The sequence below is a fragment of the Nonomuraea rubra genome, assembly GCF_014207985.1.
In the GTDB taxonomy this organism is placed as follows: domain Bacteria; phylum Actinomycetota; class Actinomycetes; order Streptosporangiales; family Streptosporangiaceae; genus Nonomuraea; species Nonomuraea rubra.
Window position 1 is genome coordinate 6,578,509 of the sequence record NZ_JACHMI010000001.1, and the last position, 20,196, is coordinate 6,598,704.

The window sequence follows — 20,196 nt, forward strand, 5'->3', positions numbered from 1 at the left end:
CTCCTCATGCGCCGCTCACGCCTGTCCCGGCCGGACGGGATCAGGCGGGCGGGTCTGCGTAGACGTCGTGCAGCATGCCGGTGGCTTGGCCGACCTCGATGAGGTGCCCGTCCGGGTCGCGCATGTAGCAGCGGATCTCGGCCTTGCGGTCGATCGGCTCGGTGAGGAACCGGGCGCCGAGCGACGTCGCGTACGTGTGAAAGGCGGCGATGTCGGCGACGCGGACGTTCATGAAGGCGGTCACCGGGTCGCCGGGCTCGGGCGCCCGCAGCGTAACGTCCGGTTATCCGGGGTGGGGCCGCCGCCGGGGTTCATGATGATCCACGTGTTGGCGACCTTCACGATCGCCGGGTTCTCTTCAAGGACAACCTCGCCGCCCAGGACGTCCGCGTAGAACGCGCGCGAGCGGGCCACGTCCCGGACAGTCAGAAAGTGCGTGACTACGAGCCCCTCGACGGGCGCGGGCAGTTGTTCGCGGTCGACCATGCTCATCCCCTCACAGGTTGTGGTGCGCTTTGTGCGCCCAGCGGGCGGGGTCGGCTCCAGGGCGTCCCGATCCCAGCGGGCGACCTCGGCAGCGGGCCTCACTGCAAGGTGTCACGGGTCTCGTGCGAGTCGGCCACGCGCAGCCGCGGCCAGACCTGCCGCCCCATCGCCGTCCCCCCTCGGCCGGATCGGTCGTGCGCCGTTCTCGCGCAAGGGGGTCATGCCCGGCCGGACGGGGGTTAGTCAGGCAACGAACGTCACATCTGGCCGACGTCTTGGTCTGCTTCGCGACGTAGTCGACCACCTCGTCAGGAAACTCCGCCCGCCCGCGCGGGAACCGCCCGTGCTGCGTGAAGTACTTCAGCAACAGCGCAAAGGCCAGACGAGTGCCCTCCTGCTTCGCACTGGCCAGGCCGACCTCATCGCTCAGGACGGTCCAGTGCTCAAGGATGTCGGCGTACGGCTACCAGTGCCGGGAGTGTCAAAAACTTAACGGCTCTGGCCCGTAATCGGTGGTGGCGTTGAGTGATCTTCACGGCAGCAGGATGCGGTGGCGCAGAAGGTCGAACCCGGCGCGGCCGTGCATCTGGCGCATGATCCTCTTCGTGCGGGTGTTGACGCCTTCGGTTCGGCCGTTGTGGTGCGGGAGGGTGAGGGCGGCGTTCACGGCGTCGCGATCGAGTTCGATGCCGTTGGCGAAGCCGTGCAGGTGCGGCAGATCAGCGGCTCGGAGGGTGGTGATCCAGGCGGTGAGCTTGGCGTCGTTGCCGTCGGCCGGGGTGAGGAGCTCGGCGAAGCTGCGGACATGGCGGGCGAGTTCGGCCAGTTCGGGGCAGGCGGCTGTGAGCTCCTGCACCAGCTGGGTGTCGCTATCACGCAGCCGGTCGGGGTGGGTGAGCAGGAGACGGGCCAAGCGGCGCGGCGTGATGACGGGCCGCTCTCCTTCGGCTCGGCCCTGGGTGATGTAGCGGTAGAGCAGGTTGAGGCTGCCGGTGTAGCCGAGCTCTTTGATCTCTCGAAACAGCTGCTGGACGGCAACGGCCGGATCGGCGGCGCGCCGTTCTCGCAGGTGATCGCGGTAAGGATCGACGAGAGTGGGTCGATAGCGCGGAGCGCGGCGCAAAGCCTCGGGCTTGTGGGTGCGGGCGTAGCGCTTGACGGTGTTGAGGGACAAGTTCAACCGACGGGCGCACTCCAAGAGGCCGACGCCCCGCTCCAGCAGGTCGTGGATCTTCTGCCAACGCTCACGGGTAGTCTGTTCATGGACGCCGGCGGGCCGCGACGGGTTAACCGTGGCCCAGCAGGCGCTGTGGGAGCGAACCTCAGCAAGGGTCTTGTCGCAGAAATTCGCCCACAGGTGCCACCTGTCCCCGACCTGCACTGCATCCGGCAGAGCGCGTCGAACCGCCTCACCGTACGCGCCCGACCCGTCGCGGCAGACGATCTCGACCCCAGGGTGGGATCGCAGCCACGTCTCCAGCACATCGGCACCGCGGCCGGGCAGGACATCGATCCGCTCGCCGGTCTCGGCGTCGATCAGGATGGTGGCATAACGGTGCCGGCGCTTGAGCGCGAAGTCATCGACACCCAGCACGCGCGGGATCCGCAGCGCCGGCAGCGGCAGCCGCGCCGACAGGCGCAGCGCTGTGGACCTCGAAATCGTGACGGCCAGGACCGCCGACAGCCGCGCACCCGCCCGACCGGCCAGTTCCTTCACCACCGCGCCCAGCTGGCCGGTGAGCCTGCTCGTTCGACGCTGGTAGCGCTCGAGCAGCCCGGGCACCTGCTCACGGAACGTCTGCCGAGGGCATCCCCACGCCGGGCAGACCAGACGCCGTACCTGTAGCGACACCACCACCCGCCGCCCGTCGACCGGGACATCCGTGACCGTCCGGCTCACGTAGCCGTGCACCCGACCGCTCAGCGCCCCGCACACCGGGCACGGCACCGGCTCGTCGCGAGTACGGGCCATGACCCGAATGAGGTCGTCCTCGTCCTCTACTGCCTCGATGACCAGGGCAGACAGCCCCGCAAATACCACACCCACAAGATCGTCGATCTTCAGCATGGCCCAGCCTGGCAGGGATCACTCAGTGCCACCACCGATTACGGGCCAGAGCCGTTAGTAGTTTTACAGTCCCACAGGCCCCAAAGTAGCGCTGGTAAAAACAATCACGCGAGGCAGTCGGACACCCGGAAGGTTACGACTTGAACGTGGCGGGATAAGTCTGGCGCTATAACGATCACCAGTATGTTTCCCAGGTCGTGGTGCTCGATGTTCCTGTTTATGTCAAGCCGCCCGGGAGCTCCGGGTTGCGCACCGTCGCTTTGGCCGGGCGGCTCGATTCTTATCGGCACCCCTTATACGGGGCCACAGTCCGATGCCAGGTAGATTCCTCGTCCGCGAGGGGCTCCGGCGCCGGCGTATCGAAACGACTTGTAGAGGTCCGCGCCGGAGATTGTGAAGGGCCCCTTGTCGGGCCAGTTGTTGATCTCCACGCAGAAGGTCTTGGACGTCGTGCAGGTGTTCTTCACCTCAACGTAGCGGCTGTTATTTTCCGTGTACCACTTCGAGACGGAAATGCCGCATGCGGCTGTGACAGCGGTTCCCGATGAGAGGTTGGCAGATGCCAGGGCGGGGGTGGTTCCGCCCATGAGCACAGCCGCTGCGATGAGTCCCCCTGCCAAGGTGCCGATCTTACGTCCTAGCAACTTGTTCCCCTTTCCGAGGCGCCCAGTCGGTCGACTGGGATGGGTCATGAGCCTCAGGCTAGGGATCGGCGGTATAGAGCCGGTATGCCGCCTACGGCGGTGGCCACCTGCGCCAACGCTCCACTTTGGGGCACATCGTAGCTACCCGAGAGCAGGCCCAGGTAGGCGGGGCTGGTGAGCCCGTGCGGCGGCAGCGACGGCGCTATCCCGATCGGCGACGGCGTGCACTGCAGCGCCAGGATCGCCGGGGTGTCGCCCAGCCCGAGGGCCAGCCTGGCCAGGAAGTGCAGGCCGGCCGGACAGACGAGGACCGTGTCCGGCCAGAGGCTGAGCTCCACGTGGGGCGCCCCCTTGGTGACATGGGCCGGCCACTCGTCGGGCATGGCCGGCTGGCCGCACAGCGTGCTCAGCGCGTCCAGGGTGATGAACCGCTGGGCGCTGCGCGTGACGACCGGCCGGATCTCCAGGTCCGGGTAGCCCGCGCGCAGCCACGACAGCCAGCCGGGCAGGAAGGCCGCCGACAGGGCGCCGGTCACGATGAGGAGCAGCCGCTCGCCGGAGAAGGCCGGATGGGTGAGATCAGTGCGTGGCATCGCCTCTCCCCAGGCAGGTAAGGATCTCTTCGGCGTCGCGGACGGCGGCGCGCGGGCCCTCGGCGAGCCAGACGCCGGCGGTGTTGACGACCACCTCGTCCACCCCCGCCGCGTGGTACGCCGCCAGCCGCCCGGCGATCTCGTCGGGGCTGCCGGTGACGAACAGGCCCGAGCTCACCAGCGCCCGCGCTCCGCCACGGGGGTCGGACGGATCGACGTCGATGCCCGCCGTGCGCAGCATGCCGGTGTAGTGCGCCGCCTGCAGATGGGCTCCCGCTGCGAGATGGGCCAGGTGCGCGGGATCGCGCCCGGGCCGCGTGACGGCCGCGTGCACCACGGTGACGATCCGCGGCCCTGCCCCCGGCGCGGGGGCACTCAAAGCGGGGCCCTCAGAGCGGGGGGCCTCAGAGCGGGGGCCAGGACGTCCCTGACGTAGGACGGCGGGGTCAGCCAGGTGATGGCGGCGTCCGCGCGCGTCCCGGCGGCGCGGGCCATGCCCGGCCGCAGCACCCCGCCCCCACCTCCACCGGCGGGTGACGCAGCGGCGGCAGGGTGAAACCGCGCACGTCCCCGCCGTCCAGCAGCGTGCGGACCGCCGCAGATACTCGCCCGCGGCCGTCGCCGGCCGGGGGGGAAGCACCGGTGAGCTGGGCGACCAGAGCCGGGCAGGCGGCGCCGAACCCCGCCACCAGGCGATGCCCGGTGAGCACGGCCAGCGACCGCGCCTGCGCCGCCGCCTCGGCGGGATTGCGCAGCGCCATCAGCGACACCGACGTACCCACCGGGACGCGGTTGAATCGTCCCGGGTTTGGTGGAGACTTGATCTCTTGAGAGGATCGAGTCCATGCCTGGTAAGTCTCCCTACCCCGCTGAGCTGCGCCGCCGGGCGGTGCGGATGGTCGCCGAGGTGCGGCCGGATTACCCGACCGAGTGGGCCGCGATCAACGCGGTGGCGACCAAGCTCGGCATCGGCACCGCGGAGACACTGCGTACCTGGGTCCGCCAGGCGCAGATCGACGAGGGCAGCCGGCCCGGCCGCAGCACAGAGGAGTCGGCCGAGCTGAAGCGGCTGCGCCGGGAGAACGCCGAGCTCCGGCGGGCCAACGAGATCCTGAAGGCCGCGTCCTTAGGTTCAGAGAGTCAAGGCAACGCATTGGGCGGGGGTCTGGTAGCCGAGGCATTTGCGGGGGCGGTTGTTCAGCCGGGCGGCGATGGCGTCGAGGTCAGCTTGGCTGTATAGGCTCAGGTCGGTGCCTTTCGGTAGGTATTGCCGGATGAGTTTGTTGGTGTTCTCGTTGGTGCCTCGCTGCCATGGGCTGCGCGGTGCGGCGAAGAAAACGTCGATGCCGGTCGCTTCGGTGAGCAGCTGGTGGCCGGCGAGTTCCATGCCGCGGTCCCAGGTCAGAGTGCTGCGTAAGCGTGCATCCATCTGTGAGAACGCCTGCTGCAGGGCGGGGATGACGGTTGTGGTGTGACGGCTGGGTAGCGCGACCATGGTCAGGTAGCGGGACTTGCGGTCGACCAGCGTCGCGATCTGGCTGTTCTTGGCGCCGATGATGAGGTCGCCTTCGAGGTGGCCGAGCTCGGTTCGGGCGTTGGCGGCGTCAGGCCGTTCCTCGATCGGCCGTGCCCCGGTGATCTGAGAACGCCATTGGCCCTTGACCGTGTTCTTCTTGTTCTTGCGGATGGGACGGCGCGTGCGCAGCTTGGTGCACAGCTCACGCGGGATCAGCTTCCACCGGGTCGTGTAGATCGCACGGTAGATGCTTTCGTGGCTGATCCGCATGAGCGGGTTGCCGGCGTGCGTCAGCCGCAGATGGCCCACGATTTGCTCCGGCGACCACTCGTTGTCGAGGAGTTCGATCACCAGCCGGCGCAGCACCGAGTTGTTCTGCAGGGCGGACGGTTTTGGGCGGCGTGCCTGCTCTTGGGCGCGTTGCTCGGCGGCGAGCGCACGGTACTTCGCCCGGCCGCCGTTGCGGGCGACCTCCCGGCTCACCGTGGACGCCGAGCGGCCGATCGACACGGCGATCGACCGTAGTGAGGCTCCTGCCTCCAGGCCGCGGGAGATCGATTCCCGCTCCTCGGCGCTCAATCGGTCGGCCCGGCGTACCCGCGCGGCCGGCGCGATGCCGCCATGGTGCTTCAGCACCGTGAAAACCGACCCCGGAGGCTTGCCCAGCGCTCGGGAGATCACGCTGATGGACTCACCGGCGCGCCACCGCCGCCACAAGTCCTCTTTCATCGCGTCTGACATTCCCGGCCGACCCATCCGAGCCACGATCCACCCATCCACTTGCAGTGTTGCGTTGATCGTTTGAATCTAAGTCGACCCAGGTCGCAGCCAGAGTGGGGTAGGCGCCCTTGGCCTGGTCGAGGACCTGGATGCCGGCCTGGTTCTCCGAGACGGAGGCGGCGCAGACGACCACGGCGAGGAGTAGGCCGAGGGCGTCGGTGGCTACGCTCCGCTTGCGTCCGACGATCTTCTTTGCGGCGTCGGTGCCCTGTGAGGCGGTCGGCGGGTTGGTGGAGGTCTTGATCGTCTGGGTGTCGATGACGGCCGCGGTGGGCTGGGGGTCGCGTCCTTCCTTGACGCGGGCCACGCCAGTGAGGTCGTAGTTGAGCTGGGCGAAGATGCCCTCTTCGCGCCAGGCGGCGTAGGAGGAGTAGACGGTGCCGTGGGGTGGGAAGTCGTGCGGGAGGTAGGCCCAGGCGACGCCGGTCCGGTTCAGATACAAGATCGCGTTGAAGATGTCTCGCAGGTCAGTGGGCGCGGGTGCGCCGGTTGGACGGCGGTCGAGCCGGGCCTGTCGCCAGGCGGTGAGGGTCGGTTCGGTTAAGGCCCAGCGGGCGTCGGAGAGGTCGGAGCGGTACGGGCGTCGGGGGTTCATATCCGAGCCCTACGCCCAACCCTTCGTCATGCCTGACATCTGGCGAAACATGGCGTGTCCAGGACATGTCTACGCCAGACGGAATCGGGAGCTGTGAACCGCCCCGGCTTTGATGGAGACCTCAGCGGTTGATTGCTAGGGCTTCGTTGGGCTGGTGTCGAGCGTAGTAGATCGCCTCGAACTCCTCAGGCGGAAGGTGTCCGATGGCTGAGTGCAGGCGGGCGGTGTTGAACCAGGCCACCCATTCGGCGGTGGCCAGTTCCACCTCGGCCAGGCTGCGCCAGGGGCCTCGGGGCTTGATCAGCTCGGTCTTGAACAGGCCGATCTGCGATTCCATCAGGGCGTTGTCGAGCGCGTCGCCGACTGTGCCGATGGAGGCGTCGATGCCGGCCGCCAGCAGATGGGTGGTGAACCGGAAAGACGTGTATTGACTGCCCGCGTCCGAGTGATGAATCAACCCCGGCCCGGCCGGGTGTCCGGTGCGCTCGCGTCGCCACAACGCCATGTCCAGGGCGTCCAGCACGAGGGTGGTGTGCTTGGTCAGCGAGGCGGCCCAGCCGACGATCGCCCGGGAGTAGATGTCGACGACGAACGCGACGTAGACCACCCCGCACCAGGCCGGCACGTGGGTGAAGTCGGCCACCCAGGCGGCGTTCGGCCGGGAGGCGGTGAAGTCGCGCTGCAGCCGGTCGGCCGCCCGCTCGTGCCCGGGATCGGACGTGGTGGTGCGGATCTTCTTACCGCGGCGGGCGCCTTGCAGGCCGAGTGCGCGCATGCGCCGCTCGACGGTGCAGCGGGCCACCCGATGCCCCTCGCGCAGCAGCTGCTGCCAGACCTTGCGGGCGCCGTAGACGCCGTAGTTGTCGGCGTGGATGCGCTGGATGTGGGCGTCCAGCTCGGCGTCGCGCATCGCCCGTGCCGAGGGCGGGCGGTTCTTGGCGGCGTAGTAAGTGCTGGTAGAGATGGGGCAGCCGTGCTCGGTCAGGACACGGCAGATCGGCTCGACACCGAACACGCCGGCGTGCTGGTCGATGAAGGTCACGAGTGCGTGTGTGGCCGGTCGAGCTCGGCCGCGAAGAAAGCCGACTTAGATTCAAACGATCAACGCAACACTGCAAGTGGATGGGTGGATCGTGGCTCGGATGGGTCGGCCGGGAATGTCAGACGCGATGAAAGAGGACTTGTGGCGGCGGTGGCGCGCCGGTGAGTCCATCAGCGTGATCTCCCGAGCGCTGGGCAAGCCTCCGGGGTCGGTTTTCACGGTGCTGAAGCACCATGGCGGCATCGCGCCGGCCGCGCGGGTACGCCGGGCCGACCGATTGAGCGCCGAGGAGCGGGAATCGATCTCCCGCGGCCTGGAGGCAGGAGCCTCACTACGGTCGATCGCCGTGTCGATCGGCCGCTCGGCGTCCACGGTGAGCCGGGAGGTCGCCCGCAACGGCGGCCGGGCGAAGTACCGTGCGCTCGCCGCCGAGCAACGCGCCCAAGAGCAGGCACGCCGCCCAAAACCGTCCGCCCTGCAGAACAACTCGGTGCTGCGCCGGCTGGTGATCGAACTCCTCGACAACGAGTGGTCGCCGGAGCAAATCGTGGGCCATCTGCGGCTGACGCACGCCGGCAACCCGCTCATGCGGATCAGCCACGAAAGCATCTACCGTGCGATCTACACGACCCGGTGGAAGCTGATCCCGCGTGAGCTGTGCACCAAGCTGCGCACGCGCCGTCCCATCCGCAAGAACAAGAAGAACACGGTCAAGGGCCAATGGCGTTCTCAGATCACCGGGGCACGGCCGATCGAGGAACGGCCTGACGCCGCCAACGCCCGAACCGAGCTCGGCCACCTCGAAGGCGACCTCATCATCGGCGCCAAGAACAGCCAGATCGCGACGCTGGTCGACCGCAAGTCCCGCTACCTGACCATGGTCGCGCTACCCAGCCGTCACACCACAACCGTCATCCCCGCCCTGCAGCAGGCGTTCTCACAGATGGATGCACGCTTACGCAGCACTCTGACCTGGGACCGCGGCATGGAACTCGCCGGCCACCAGCTGCTCACCGAAGCGACCGGCATCGACGTTTTCTTCGCCGCACCGCGCAGCCCATGGCAGCGAGGCACCAACGAGAACACCAACAAACTCATCCGGCAATACCTACCGAAAGGCACCGACCTGAGCCTATACAGCCAAGCTGACCTCGACGCCATCGCCGCCCGGCTGAACAACCGCCCCCGCAAATGCCTCGGCTACCAGACCCCCGCCCAATGCGTTGCCTTGACTCTCTGAACCTAAGGACACCGGTTTCAAGAAACGGTTCGCCGAACACGCCGCCACTCTCGGAGTCAACGCCGAGGTTGTCCATCGCGACCCCGAAACCCGTGGCTTTCACGTCCTCAAGCGACGCTGGGTGATCGAGACGTGTCAAGCACACTGCACTCATGGATTCGGTTCGGCTGACGTGTTGTCGTCCTCGGTCCATAGGCGTCGGCTGTACCAGCCGGGCGGACGGGCTCGGCGCTCCCGTAGTTCAGCGAGTTCTCGCTGGTCAGCGTGGGCGATGAGCCGATGCGGCCAGCAGCTCTCCCGGCGCGCTGTGATCCAGCCCCGGTTGATCCAGGCGTAAAGGGTGGAGGTGGTCATCTGTAGCTCGGCAGCCAGATGCTTGAGCCACCGCTCATCCGGTCCGGGCTCCTCGCCGGCGGGAGCGGGGCGATGACGATGGACACGGCCTGCCGGACAGCCGAGACGGCGCATGAGGTCGCGGACGGTGGTCGCGGTGATCCGATCGCCGCCCTTCGCCGGCCGATAACCCTCGGCTGCCAACCGGTCGGCGATCCCACTGGCGCCGATGCCCTGGGCCGCCAATTCACGGATCCGACCGATCATCGCAGGGTAGTAGGACAATTGGTCGAGCCGCTGCACCGGGCGAACAAGTTCACCGCAGGTGGTGGCACCTCCCGCCCAGACGATGCTCGCCTGCACGCGTTCGCTGGTCCCGGACACGGTGACGATGACCTTGTCGACGATCGCGCGGACGATCTCCTTGCGATCGTTGATCGTCGTTGTCGGCGCGTGCCACAAGCCGGCGATATCGCCGGCCAGCGCAGTGATGGTGTGCCGCTCAGCCGCTGTGAGGGTGCGCGGGCTGGTGCGGGTGAAGCGGGCGTGTTCCTCGCGGAGTTTCTGCTGGTGAGCCAGGGCGCTCTCCCAGTCCTTCTCCAGTTGGCGGACCACCAGACGGTTTTCGGGTTCGGCCAGGTGGTAGCAGCGCCGTGCCCGGTCAGCTTCGTAGGCGGCTCGCTCCAGCCGCTGAGACCACAACCGCTCCAGCTCGGCCCGTTCGGCCACCACCTGGTCCGCGGCCCGCAGCGAAACCTCCACGGCAGCGGGGGCGAGCGCGGCCAGTACCTGCCCTTCGACGAAGGCGTCCACGCAGGCCGCGTTCAGAAGCTGGCAATTGTGGGCTGCTCCGTAGTTGGTGGCCTCCCGGGAACACACGTACTCGGGTACGGCTCTGCTGCGCTGGGTGTGGTAGCGCACGATCACGCAAAAAATCAACCCAGCGGCCAGAGCGGGCCCGTTCCGCACCGAGCCCGTCGCGTCGGCGCGAGCCCGGTTGGCGGCGAGTTTCGCCTCGTTGGCCTCGAACTGGGTCACCGTGATGTAGGCAGGCAGCACGTCGGGGATCATCACCAGCCACTCGTCCCTGGCCTGGACGACCCTGCCCGTGCTGGGCCGGGCAGGGTCCTGGCGGCGCGGGTCGGCCCGGCGGCGACCGTAGGCATAGATCCCGGCATAAGCGGGATTGTGTAACAGGGTCTGCAGGGTCATCCGGTTCGGCCTGCGCCACTCCAGCGTGCCCTTGTCCGGCCCCTCCCGCAACCGGATGCCCAGCTGGATGCCGTTCGCGACGAGATAGCGGAGCACCCCGTGCAGGGTGCCGATCCGCTCGAACTGCGCGAAGATCAGCCGGATGACGCTCTGAACCTGCTCGTCCGGGTCGAAGACCACCTCGCCCGAGGGGCGGCGGAGATAGCCGCTGGGCAGCGCGAAGGACAGCTCACCGCGGCGGGCCTTGTTGATCCGGCCGTTCCGCATCCGCTGTTTGATCAGATGAAGTTCGGCCTCGCTGATGGTGCCCTTGAGCCCGAGCAGGAGCCGATCGTTGTAGTCGCCCGGGTCGTAGATGCCATCCAGATCCGCCAGCACCGCGCCCGACAGCGCACACAACTCGATCAGCTGGTACCAGTCCTTGCCCGAGCGAGCCAAGCGGGACATCTCGATGCCCAGCACCAGCCCGACATGGTCCAAGCCGATCTCGGTAACCAGTCGTTGAAACCCGTCCGCGCCGTTGCTGTGGTCGCCGACATCCCCAGGTCATCGTCGATGACCAGGACCCGGTCCGCCGTCCATCCCAACGCCACGGCTCGCTCCACCAGCGCGTACTGCAGCTGGGTCGACTCCTGGTGATGGACCACCTGCTGCTGCGTCGACTGCCGGACATACACCACCGCCAGACGCTGCAGATGACGATCACACACCTTGCCATGGGCCCTCTCCCAGGGCAGCACCGTGATCACCGTCGGCTCCGCTCACCCGCAGCCGTGGCCATCGCGCGCCCGGCCAGCCTCGTCAACTGCCGCACGACCAGCCGCCGGTTCGCCTCCGGCAAACTCGCCCACACCGGGGTGTTCAGCGTCGTCTGCACCCTCGCCTGGGGCCGACATCGCGTTCCTCTCGCATGAGGACCCGTCCCTCTCCTGGACCCGAAGCCGCTCGGCCACCCTGACCAGCCGCCGCAGCCCCTCACGCCCGATTATCGGTCCCCGCCGACCCTCTTGACCATCCATAAGTGCAGTGTGCTTGGACGATGGAGCGGACATTCGCCTGGCTGGTCCGCTACCGCCGACTGGTGCGCATCTACGAACGCAAGCCCGAACATCATGAAGCCATGATCTGGTGGGCCACCGTGCACCAGATGACCCGCCGCCTGACACGCGAACTGGCCGGCCAGCCATCCCCTGGCCGCTGGGGCAGCTCGCCACCTCTACCGATCTTGACCAGCTCCGACCGGCGCGGCAAGGTCCTGCAAGTCCTGGCCGCTCAGCCCTGGCATGCCTGGAAAGGAAGCGAATTGGCCGCCATCCTCGGCATCGAGAACGTCAACAGCTTCCGCGTCCAGCTGTCCCAATGGTCTCACCAGGGTTACATCAACAAGATCGGACCAGCCCTCTACGGGCCCATGCCTGCAAACACGTAAGCCTTTGTCAGCAGGCTCTAAGAGGTTTCGCCTAAGCAGGCCGTCACTTGTCCTGCTCGTCCTCGGGGACGAGGCGGGCCTGGTGGGCAAGCAGGCCCGCCTGGGTGCGGTTGGCCAGGCCAAGTTTGTCGAGCAACCGCGAGACGTAGCTCTTGACCGTGGTTTCCGAGAGGAACAGTCGCGCCGCGATCTCGCTGTTGGTCAGCCCATCGCCGAGGCAGCCGAGCACGTCGCGCTCGCGCTCGCTCAGCGCGTCGACCTTCTCCTGCGCGGCTCTGGTGTGGTCGTCGGTCCTGGCAGAGCGGGAGACGAGGTGGCGGGCAGCGGCCGGGGACAGCACGGTGTGCCCCTGAGCCGCCACCTTGACAAGGTCGATCAGGTCCTCCGGCGGGGTCGACTTAACCAGGAAGCCGCTCGCCCCGGCCGCCAGCGCCCGCAGTACGTGGGTGTCGGAGTCGAATGTGGTCAGGGCGACCACCGCCGGCGGGCTGCTCAACCTGGCGATCTCAGCTGTGGCGATGATCCCGTCCACGCCCGGCATCCTGATGTCCATCAGCACGACATCGGGAGAGGTGCGCAGGACGGCTTCCACCGCGTCGGCGCCGTCCTCGGCCTCCGCGACGACCTCCACTTCTCCTCCTGCGGCGAGGATCGTGCGCAGATGGCGGCGGACCATGGGGTCGTCGTCGGCCACGAGCACTCTAATCATCCGGTCTCCCGCCGTTCGATGTGCTGGGGGCCTCGTCGGTGGGAACGGAGGCGGGCAGGGCAGCCGACACCCGGAACCCGCCGCAGAGAGCCGGGCTCGCTTCGAAGGAGCCGCCGAGCAGCAAGACACGGCGCCGCAGCCCGTCGAGACCCGTTCCGGAGCCGCTCGCCGCCAGGAAAGTGTCGCTCGAGCGCGGTGGAGGGGCGTTGGTCACCGTCACCGTCACGGCGCCGTGGTCGTAGGTCAGCTCGACGTCCACGCGGGCTCCATGCGCGTGCTTCATGGCGTTGGTGAGCGCCTCCTGCAGCACCCGGTACGCGCCCCGGGCAACGGCCGGGGTCACCGCCTTCGGCTCGCCGGTGACGTACAGGGAGGTCGGGTTGCCCGCCGAAACGGCCGCCTCCACCAGGGCGCACACATCGGCGGGGGCCAGCATGACGTGCGGCGGCTCGCCGCGCTTGTCCTCGTGGCCGTATTCATGGCTGTGCTCGTGGCCGTGGCGCAGGATACCGATCAGGTCGCGCAGCTCGGCCAGAGCACGCGAGCCGGTGCTGCGAATCTGCTCGGCGGCGGCCTGAGCTGCGCGATCCGTCGTGGACACCTTCAGCGCGCCGGCGGCCAGCACCATCTCGGTGACGTGATGGGTGACGATGTCGTGCATCTCACCGGCCAGCCGCTGCCGCTCCGCCGCTGTGGCCCGCTCGGCCAGCAGGTGTTGCTCGCGTTCGGCGCTCTCGGCCCGTTGACGGAGCGATCCCACCAGCTCGCGGCGCGCCCGCACGTACAGGCCGAGCACGGCCGGCAGGACGACGGTGGTGCTCCCGGCGTACGCGGTCTCCCAGGACGGGACCCACGGCCGGGTGGCAGCCACCGCCAGGACCGCCACGTACGCCAGCACCTCGCGGCGCGGCAGCGTGTGGGCCAGGAACCACACGATCACCGGCGTGCACAGTGGCGCGGTGACCGGCGTCGCAGGGTTCACGGGAGTGAACGTCCCCGGAACGAGCGTGTCGCCCACGGCCGCCACGACCGTCGCGATGATCGCGATCACGGCTACCGCTCGGGGGAAACGGCACAGCGCCAGCAGGCAGGCGTCCACGACCAGGCTGAGCACCAGCCCGGCGGCCGGCCCCAGCGGGCCGCCGGTGCGCTGCACGTTGAGGTAGATCGCGACGTCGAGCAGCGCGAACACGGCCATGGCGACGGCCAGGAAGACCGTAGCCCTCCTGGCCTCGCCCGGCTGCGGTGCGGTGGTGGTCACGGTCCGTTGAGGCGGTCGCACGCGGGCACCGGCGTGGTGGCGGTGCTCCCCGGCCGGTCGGTGATCAGGTGAGCCACCGGCCCGGTACCCGCCGTCGCCGCCCAGCGCGGCCACGGCTTCCCGCTCACCGACGGCGTGCCGGTCCGCGCGAACGATGTCCAGGCGGCCACCATATCCCGGGCCACGGACTGCTGGAGGGCGGTGAGCGGGACAGGCTTGCCGTCCAGGCTGATCGGCTTCTCCTTGACGTCGAACAGATACAGCAGTTCGGAGGCGTGCCCGGCCCCGGCCGGGAACCCGGGCGGGGAGGGGATGAACGGCGGGACGGTGTCATCGCCGAACACGTAGGCGTACACGGGCACGCGGCGGGCCAGGGCGTCGCGGTCCTCGGCGTGGGGGCAGGCGAAGACGGCGTCGGTGTAGGGGGCCGCCCAGGCCTCGCTCGCGGTCGCGTAGTCCTCGCGCCGATAGCGGCGCGCGATGCCACCGGCCCTGCTCCCGAAGCCCTCGCGCAGGAGAGCGGGCAGGTTCTCATCCGTGATCGGCATGCCGGCCAGGCCGAGCGTCCCGGCGAACAGCAGCGCCTCCTTGCTCGTGTGCCCGGACAATACCGGCACGCGGGCGAAGTCGCCCGTACGCAGCGCCCGTTCCGGGGAGGTGGGCAGGGTCGGGCCGCCGTACGCCGCCGCCTGGAACAGCCCGGTCTGCGGCAGCAGATCCTTGACCGGCTTGCCGCGCAGACAAGCGAGGATCCTCCCCGCGTCCCTCCCCGCCGGGCAGCCGAGTCGCGTCGCGGCCGTCCGCGTGGCGGCGTGAGTCTCCTTCACCGAACGCCAGAACGGGGATCGCGGCGCTCCAGGCATCGCCAGCAGGACAGTTCCGCAGGTGCCGCTCTGGATGATCGCCTTGGCGAACAGGCCCCTGCTGTCGGGGGCGGTGAGGTGGCCGCAGGTGGCGACGCCGCCGCCCGACTCGCCGAACAGCGTCACGTTGCCCGCGTCGCCGCCGAACGCCGCCGCGTTGCGCCGTACCCAGCGCAGCGCCGCCTGCTGGTCCTGCAGCCCGAACGTACCCCCGCCGACCATCCCCGGCAGTGCCAGGTAACCCAGGACGCCCAGCCGGAATTCCACCGTGACCACCACGACGTCCCCCTGGACGGCCAGCCGGCGCGGGTCGTAGTCGGCGCCCCTACCCGCTACGAACCCGCCTCCGTGCAGCCAGACCATCACGGGCTTGCGCTTCCCACCCGCCTTCTCAGGGCCCGCTTTCTCGAGGCCCGCTTTCTCGAGGCCCGCCTGCTTGGGGACGGTGACATCGAGCGTCAGGCAGTCTTCGACGTCGCTGCGCTCTTTCGGATTGACGTTGTCCTGCGGGCAGGCGGGGCCGGACGCTGTTGCGGGCACGACCCCCCGCCACCTGGCCACCGGCTGCGGTGGCCGCCAGCGCAGCTCCCCGACCGGCGGGCGCGCATAGCGGATGCCGCGATACCTCAGCACATCCCCATCCTCGACCCCTCGGATCATCCCGCTGTCCAAGGCAACCTCCAAGCCCGGGACCGTCGACGGCTCGGCCCGGGCCTTCGCCGCGCCACATCCCTGGACGAGCAGCAGCGCCATGGCGCTCAAGCAGGCCACACCTCTGGCGATCACGTTTCGTGAACTCATGTGTGGCACATTAGAAACGGCCGGCCCTCCGCCGGTACGCCCGCGGGTTGCGGTTCGCTGACCGATGGTTGTCTCCCGTATGGCTCGGCGGCGTAGCCGCAGACCGCGGCCAACGAAATCGCGTGTACAGGCGTTAACGGCAGTCCCACCGGCGCCCCGACGCTGAAGGCGCCGTTGACGACGACCGGCCCCCGCACCGTCTGAGAGGCCTCGATGTGGTCCTTTGGGAAATTCCAACAGATTTCCTGACCTGCGACGACGCCCGGCATGTTCCGTTTGTTGATCGCTTCCGCTACGGTTCGTGCGGTCCCGACCGGTTGCGGTGTGGGAGTGTTCGATGTCGACCCGGATGTTCTCCGAAGACCAGCTGGAGCGGTTGCAGTCCTACCCTGACATCGGCCGCGACAATGTGATCCGGTACTTCGCCCGGACGCCCGCCGACGTCTCCTTCATCGACCCAGGCCGGGGTCGTGACCCGGCCGACCGATGAGGGCTTGCCGTTCAACTGGCCGCCTTGCCCTGGTTGGGGTTCGTGCCGGACGAGATGAGCTCAGTACCGCCGGTGGCGGTGGCCAGCTGGCCGAGCGGCTGGGGGTGGATCCGGCTGGTCTTACCGAGTATGGGCAGCGGGAGCAGACACGCAGGGATCATCTACGGCTCGCGGCCGGATATCGGGGCTGGAAGAGTGCGCTGGCCGACAGCACGGCGATGAAGGAGCTCGAGCAGTTCCTGCTGGACCGGGCGATAGAGCACGACTCGCCGACGCTGCTGTTCAACCTGGCGCGCGAGTATCTGATGGCGGCCAAGGTGCTCCGGCGCGGCGTGCTCATCTTGGCCAAGATGGTCGGCACGGCCCGCAAGGCGGCCGCTGATCTGACCTCGCAGTTCGTGGGGCACCTGCTGACCACTGAGGTCCGCGCCGATCTGGAGCGGATGCTGGTCGTGGATGCGGGGTTGGGGAAGACCCGGCTGGAGTGGCTAGTCACTCCAGCCAGGGACGCCTCGACCACGTCGGTGAAGACCGAGATCGACAAGCTGACCTGGTTGCGCGCGATCGACGCGCACCAGATGGATGTGTCGGTGCTGCCGAACGAGCGGCGCCGGTTCCTGGCGCAGGTCGCGCGCCGCTCTACCAATCAGGGGCTGGGGTGGCGCAAGGAGCGGAAGTTCCCGATCCTGCTGGCGTTGGCGGTGCCGACGCCAGCAGACCAGCGCGTCGGTCTCGCCGAGCAGCTCGCGCGCCCGCGCCGCCAGATGGTCGCAGTCGTCCTGTGAGCACAAGTCGGCGGTCACGGCGTCGCCGCCGCCCGCCTCCTCGCACGCCTCCTTCAGCCGTTCCAGGCGGCGGGCCGCCAACAGCATGCGCGAGCCCCACCGCGTACCGCGCACACGGCCAGCGCCCGCCCGATTCCCGCGGACGCGGACGCCACCAGGATCCGCATGCCTGCCGGGGTCTTGTCGCTCATGACGGCTCCTCCCCGGTCTACACGCCCTCGGCGATGGTCTTGATCTCCAGGTACCCTGCTCCGCCGGTAGCCGCTAAAAGGGGTCGTGGGTCGGCACGCACTCCACCAGCAGGGCCGACTTGCCCGCCCAGCTCCAGGAAGGCCTTCTTGATGCTCTCCGCACCCGCGGTCATGACCTGCCTGCCGGTGGCCGGCGATCAGCATCCGCCCCTCGCCGTCCGGCATGAGTCCTCCGCTCGCCGCTTGTAGTGATGTATAAACGACCGAATATGGTTCCGCGATGTGCGGAGAGCGCCCCGAACCCAACAACTGAACGCTCAGCCGGCGGCGGCGCCGAACCATTTGGGCAGGTGGTCGAGCAGGTCCTGCTGATCGTCGCCGACCCATGCCACGTGACCGTCCGGCCGCAGCAGTACGGCGGGCGCGTCCAGTTCCTCGCTGACGTCGGCGACGTGGTCGACCCGCTCCGCCCATCCGGCTACCGACAGCCGGCCGGTCTGGTCGAGCAGTAGCCCACGACCTGCCCGCATCAGCTCGTAGAGCCGCCCTCGCTTCAGCTCCATGTCCCGCAGCCGCCGGCCGAGCAGGTGAGATCCCTCGCCGAAGTTGTAACGGACCGAGATCGTCTCGATCAAGTACCGGTTCACCTCCTCGAAGTCCAGCAGTTCCGCCATCAGCCGACGCACCGCCTGGGGACCCGGCTCCAGGGACAGCAGCTCGGCCTGCGCGCGAACGTTGTTCAGCACGTCGGCGCCCACCGGGTGCCGTTCGGTGTGGTAGCTGTCCAGCAGCCCCTCCGGTGCCCAGCCGCCGACCTCGGCGGCCAGTTTCCAGCCCAGGTTGAACGCGTCCTGGATGCCGAGGTTGAGCCCCTGCCCGCCCAGCGGCGGGTGGACGTGCGAGGCGTCGCCGGCCAGCAGCACACGGCCGACCCGGTAGCGCTCGGCCTGCCGGGTGGCGTCGCTGAACCGTGACAGCCAGCGCGGTGAGTGCACGCCGAAGTCGGTGCCGGCGAACACCCGCAGCCGCTGTCTGACCTCCTCGATGGTCGGCGGGATCCTGCGGTCCTCGGCCACCCGCTCGGCGGGCACGACAGCGCGGAACAAACCGTTTCCGATCGGCCCGACGCCGAACGCGCGATAGGTCTTGCGTATCTCGTCGACGACAGCGGCGATGGTCGCCGGATCCTCACTCGCCTCCATCTCACCCAGCAGCCACTCGGTGCTGGCGGGCTCACCGGGGAAGCCGACGCCGAGCAGCTTGCGTACGGTGCTCCGGCCGCCGTCGCAACCGACGAGGTAGCCGCAGCGCAGCCGCGTGCCGTCGGCCAGCTCGACGGTCACGCCGTCCTCGTCCTGGCTCAGCCCGACCAGCTCGCAGCCCCACCGTGGCCCGGCGCCGAGCTCGGTGGCGCGCTCGGCCAGCAGGCGATCGGTGACGGTCTGCGGGATGCCGAGGATGTACGCATGCGCGGTGTCCATCCGAGGAGGCAACGGTTTGTTGATACCGGCGAAGAACCCGCCGAGCGGGTACTGCTTCCCGTGCTCGAGAAATCGCTCCAGCAGGCCGCGCTGGTCCATCACCTCGATGCTGCGTACGTGCAGGCCGAGTGAGCGGACAACTTTCGTCGGCTCCACCTCCTTCTCCAGTACGAGCACGTCCACGCCGTGCAACCGCAACTCGGCGGCCAGCATCAAGCCGGTTGGCCCGCCGCCGGCAATGATCACGTCAATCATGAACCCCCATTGACCCAGGTGCATTTCGGCCGTCTGCTCCGCGCGATCCGGCGGAGCGCACCTGCGAACACGCGCTTCGCGTATCCCAGATTTCCGCAGGTTCTGGCTTCGGCCGGAAATTCTGCAGCACGACCGGGGTCTTGCCGCAAGCCCCCCAAGGCGCTATAGATTGAAGTGGAAGGAGTGTGTAAACCTCCTTGCCCCTGTCTTTGGAGCACGTCTTCTAAATCCCCCGACGCGAGGCGGTCAGCGCTCGCCATGATCGAGCGGCTGACCGCGCCGCGATTGGTCCCGGGAACTCGCTAACCCGTGACGAAGAAGAACGCCTGGTTGTGGATGACGGTGTCCTCATCGGAGAGGGTGACGAGGAAGGTCTCGGTGAACGGGATCGTCTCCTGGTCGCCCTCGTGCCTCAGGTGGCCCACGCTCACGATCAGTTGCGGGCCGTACGGGGTTTGCTGCTCGGAGCAGACCTGGGGCTCCAGGGTTAGGGACGGCAGGTTGGCTAAGTGTGTGGCGATGGCCTCTCTTCCCCGGTTTTCGCGGCCTTTGGCGATGAGTACTGAGTCGGCGGTGTAGTAGGCGGTGAGCGCCTTGCGGGGGACAGCAGCGGGCAACGTCCATGCCCGGCGCCAGGCCAAGTCCGGCGGCGCGGGGGCATCGGCCACAGCCACGGCACACACGGCCAGCAGCAGGGCCATCCCGATCACGGCGCCCCGCACCGCTCAGCACCCCTCCGCCGCCGGACGGTCCGCGCACACCTGCTTGCGCGGGACCGGCTGCCAGCCGCCCAGCGGAGACTCGTGGTATGAGGAACGATAGGTCTTCGCGGGCCCAGTGATCCTAAAGGGTCGCCCGCCGGGCCCCTTCACGACGACCTGCTCGGCGCGCGCGTCGGCCAGCACGGTCGTCAGCAGGTCGAACTCGTAGAAGGCCTTGTCACCCTCGATCGTCATGCTCAGGGTGACCCGCTCGTCCCGCTTCAGATCGATCTGCTTGCTTCGGAAGTAGGTCACGTTCGGATCCTCGGCCATTCGGAAGCGGGGAGCCCGATCGTCGAGGTCGGCCGAGACCTGGATGGTGGCGGCCTCACCGGCGCCCGCCGACACCAGTAGCGCGCCCCGTGACACCGGCTCTCGGGTGAGCACCCGCGGCTCGATGTCGACGATGCGCACACTGCTGCGGTTGCCGACCAGCACGACGGTGAGGTTCACGCCACCGATCGGGGCGACCCGGTGGCGGGCCAGCACCGCCTCGCGCTCGGCATCCGCGGCGTCGGCCTGCAGCACCGCCCGTTCCTGCGGATCGGTCACGGGCTCGCGCAGCGAGATGGCGCAGGCCGGTGTCCACTGCCACGTGCCCGATGGTGAGCGGGCCCTGACCCGCGATGCGACCGATGGTGTCCGAGCCGCGTGCGTTGTA

Annotated in this window: 23 protein-coding genes and 3 pseudogenes; 6 read left to right on the forward strand and 20 right to left on the reverse strand. The window is 68.6% G+C overall.

Annotated elements, in window-relative coordinates; genetic code table 11:
* Nucleotides 1-40: 40 nt before the first annotated feature.
* The 7 genes from HD593_RS60475 to HD593_RS60485 form a co-directional block, all read right to left on the reverse strand.
* Entirely contained in the window at nt 41-232 is a 192-nt protein-coding gene (locus HD593_RS60475) for a VOC family protein (RefSeq protein WP_221525049.1), read from the reverse strand.
* Between the two features lie 8 nt (nt 233-240).
* Nucleotides 241-492: a VOC family protein gene (locus HD593_RS60480; protein WP_221525050.1), complete on the reverse strand. Its 252-nt coding sequence runs from the start codon at nt 490-492 to the stop codon at nt 241-243.
* A 4-nt stretch (nt 493-496) separates the two neighbouring features.
* On the reverse strand, nt 497-937 hold the full coding sequence (locus HD593_RS65225; protein WP_185112216.1) for a DUF4158 domain-containing protein: 441 nt from the start codon (nt 935-937) through the stop codon (nt 497-499).
* Between the two features lie 81 nt (nt 938-1,018).
* The gene (locus tag HD593_RS30020; RefSeq protein WP_185105363.1) at nt 1,019-2,554 is read right to left on the reverse strand and encodes an ISL3 family transposase; all 1,536 of its coding nucleotides are present in this window, start codon (nt 2,552-2,554) and stop codon (nt 1,019-1,021) included.
* Nucleotides 2,555-3,251: 697 nt separating this feature from the next.
* Nucleotides 3,252-3,791 (reverse strand): flavoprotein, encoded by a 540-nt coding sequence (locus HD593_RS30025; protein WP_185105364.1) that lies wholly within the window; start codon nt 3,789-3,791, stop codon nt 3,252-3,254.
* A complete protein-coding gene (locus tag HD593_RS30030; RefSeq protein WP_221525051.1) occupies nt 3,778-4,170 on the reverse strand; it encodes a hypothetical protein in 393 nt (130 codons plus the stop codon). Before HD593_RS30030 ends, HD593_RS30025 begins: the two co-directional genes overlap by 14 nt.
* Before the next feature lie 67 nt (nt 4,171-4,237).
* Nucleotides 4,238-4,573: an LLM class oxidoreductase gene (locus HD593_RS60485; protein ID WP_221525052.1), complete on the reverse strand. Its 336-nt coding sequence runs from the start codon at nt 4,571-4,573 to the stop codon at nt 4,238-4,240.
* Nucleotides 4,574-4,635: 62 nt separating this feature from the next.
* On the opposite strand from HD593_RS60485, the pseudogene HD593_RS30035 reads away from it, so the two are divergent.
* A pseudogene (locus HD593_RS30035) lies at nt 4,636-4,920 on the forward strand (transposase); the annotation flags it as partial.
* Between the two features lie 3 nt (nt 4,921-4,923).
* Here HD593_RS30035 and HD593_RS30040 read toward each other — a convergent pair.
* From HD593_RS30040 to HD593_RS30050, 3 genes are all read right to left on the reverse strand, one after another.
* Nucleotides 4,924-6,036 (reverse strand): IS30 family transposase, encoded by a 1,113-nt coding sequence (locus HD593_RS30040; protein ID WP_221525053.1) that lies wholly within the window; start codon nt 6,034-6,036, stop codon nt 4,924-4,926.
* Entirely contained in the window at nt 5,999-6,682 is a 684-nt protein-coding gene (locus tag HD593_RS30045) for an IS5 family transposase (protein WP_281402477.1), read from the reverse strand. The genes HD593_RS30040 and HD593_RS30045 overlap by 38 nt, the downstream gene beginning before the upstream one ends.
* Before the next feature lie 121 nt (nt 6,683-6,803).
* Nucleotides 6,804-7,724 carry an IS3 family transposase gene (locus HD593_RS30050; protein WP_185105366.1) on the reverse strand — a complete coding sequence of 307 codons (921 nt, stop codon included), beginning with the start codon at nt 7,722-7,724 and terminating at the stop codon, nt 6,804-6,806.
* A 127-nt stretch (nt 7,725-7,851) separates the two neighbouring features.
* Here HD593_RS30050 and HD593_RS30055 point away from each other — a divergent pair, with 127 nt between their 5' ends.
* Together HD593_RS30055 and HD593_RS61960 are read left to right on the forward strand one after the other, a co-directional pair.
* Nucleotides 7,852-8,964, forward strand: coding sequence for an IS30 family transposase (locus tag HD593_RS30055; RefSeq protein WP_221525053.1), 1,113 nt, complete (start codon nt 7,852-7,854; stop codon nt 8,962-8,964).
* Between the two features lie 7 nt (nt 8,965-8,971).
* Nucleotides 8,972-9,094 (forward strand): annotated as a pseudogene (locus tag HD593_RS61960) (IS5/IS1182 family transposase); the annotation flags it as partial.
* A gap of 20 nt (nt 9,095-9,114) precedes the next feature.
* Here HD593_RS61960 and HD593_RS30060 read toward each other — a convergent pair.
* Both HD593_RS30060 and HD593_RS63630 read right to left on the reverse strand, forming a co-directional pair.
* Nucleotides 9,115-10,776: a recombinase family protein gene (locus tag HD593_RS30060; RefSeq protein WP_281402743.1), complete on the reverse strand. Its 1,662-nt coding sequence runs from the start codon at nt 10,774-10,776 to the stop codon at nt 9,115-9,117.
* Nucleotides 10,750-11,010: pseudogene (locus HD593_RS63630) on the reverse strand (recombinase family protein); the annotation flags it as partial. The gene HD593_RS30060 and the pseudogene HD593_RS63630, both read right to left, overlap by 27 nt.
* A 538-nt stretch (nt 11,011-11,548) precedes the next feature.
* Here HD593_RS63630 and HD593_RS65230 point away from each other — a divergent pair.
* Nucleotides 11,549-11,938 carry a hypothetical protein gene (locus tag HD593_RS65230; protein ID WP_185105367.1) on the forward strand — a complete coding sequence of 130 codons (390 nt, stop codon included), beginning with the start codon at nt 11,549-11,551 and terminating at the stop codon, nt 11,936-11,938.
* 43 nt (nt 11,939-11,981) lie between these two features.
* Here HD593_RS65230 and HD593_RS30070 read toward each other — a convergent pair whose 3' ends face one another.
* The 3 genes from HD593_RS30070 to HD593_RS30080 are packed head-to-tail and all read right to left on the reverse strand — an operon-like array spanning nt 11,982 to nt 15,572.
* Nucleotides 11,982-12,647: a response regulator transcription factor gene (locus tag HD593_RS30070; RefSeq protein ID WP_185105368.1), complete on the reverse strand. Its 666-nt coding sequence runs from the start codon at nt 12,645-12,647 to the stop codon at nt 11,982-11,984.
* The gene (locus HD593_RS63635) at nt 12,640-13,908 is read right to left on the reverse strand and encodes a sensor histidine kinase (protein ID WP_221525055.1); all 1,269 of its coding nucleotides are present in this window, start codon (nt 13,906-13,908) and stop codon (nt 12,640-12,642) included. The genes HD593_RS30070 and HD593_RS63635 overlap by 8 nt, the downstream gene beginning before the upstream one ends.
* A complete protein-coding gene (locus tag HD593_RS30080; RefSeq protein WP_185105369.1) occupies nt 13,905-15,572 on the reverse strand; it encodes a carboxylesterase/lipase family protein in 1,668 nt (555 codons plus the stop codon). Before HD593_RS30080 ends, HD593_RS63635 begins: the two co-directional genes overlap by 4 nt.
* Nucleotides 15,573-15,909: 337 nt before the next feature.
* Between HD593_RS30080 and HD593_RS30085 the strand changes: the two genes are divergently transcribed.
* Entirely contained in the window at nt 15,910-16,062 is a 153-nt protein-coding gene (locus HD593_RS30085; protein WP_185105370.1) for a hypothetical protein, read from the forward strand.
* 11 nt (nt 16,063-16,073) lie between these two features.
* On the opposite strand, the gene HD593_RS30090 is transcribed toward HD593_RS30085, so the two are convergent.
* Nucleotides 16,074-16,223 (reverse strand): hypothetical protein, encoded by a 150-nt coding sequence (locus HD593_RS30090; RefSeq protein WP_185112776.1) that lies wholly within the window; start codon nt 16,221-16,223, stop codon nt 16,074-16,076.
* On the opposite strand from HD593_RS30090, the gene HD593_RS30095 reads away from it, so the two are divergent.
* The gene (locus tag HD593_RS30095; protein ID WP_185105371.1) at nt 16,167-16,847 is read left to right on the forward strand and encodes a DUF4158 domain-containing protein; all 681 of its coding nucleotides are present in this window, start codon (nt 16,167-16,169) and stop codon (nt 16,845-16,847) included. The two genes, HD593_RS30090 and HD593_RS30095, sit on opposite strands and share 57 nt — an antisense overlap.
* A 53-nt stretch (nt 16,848-16,900) precedes the next feature.
* Here the strand turns inward: HD593_RS30095 and HD593_RS30100 are convergent, their stop codons facing one another.
* From HD593_RS30100 to HD593_RS30115, 4 genes are all read right to left on the reverse strand, one after another.
* Complete coding sequence (locus HD593_RS30100) at nt 16,901-17,038, reverse strand: hypothetical protein (RefSeq protein ID WP_185105372.1); 138 nt, start codon at nt 17,036-17,038, stop codon at nt 16,901-16,903.
* Nucleotides 17,039-17,355: 317 nt separating this feature from the next.
* Entirely contained in the window at nt 17,356-18,774 is a 1,419-nt protein-coding gene (gene rox / locus HD593_RS30105; RefSeq protein WP_185105373.1) for a rifampin monooxygenase, read from the reverse strand.
* A 302-nt stretch (nt 18,775-19,076) separates the two neighbouring features.
* Complete coding sequence (locus HD593_RS30110) at nt 19,077-19,475, reverse strand: nuclear transport factor 2 family protein (protein WP_185105374.1); 399 nt, start codon at nt 19,473-19,475, stop codon at nt 19,077-19,079.
* Between the two features lie 24 nt (nt 19,476-19,499).
* Nucleotides 19,500-20,087: a hypothetical protein gene (locus tag HD593_RS30115; RefSeq protein WP_185105375.1), complete on the reverse strand. Its 588-nt coding sequence runs from the start codon at nt 20,085-20,087 to the stop codon at nt 19,500-19,502.
* Nucleotides 20,088-20,196: the final 109 nt, after the last annotated feature.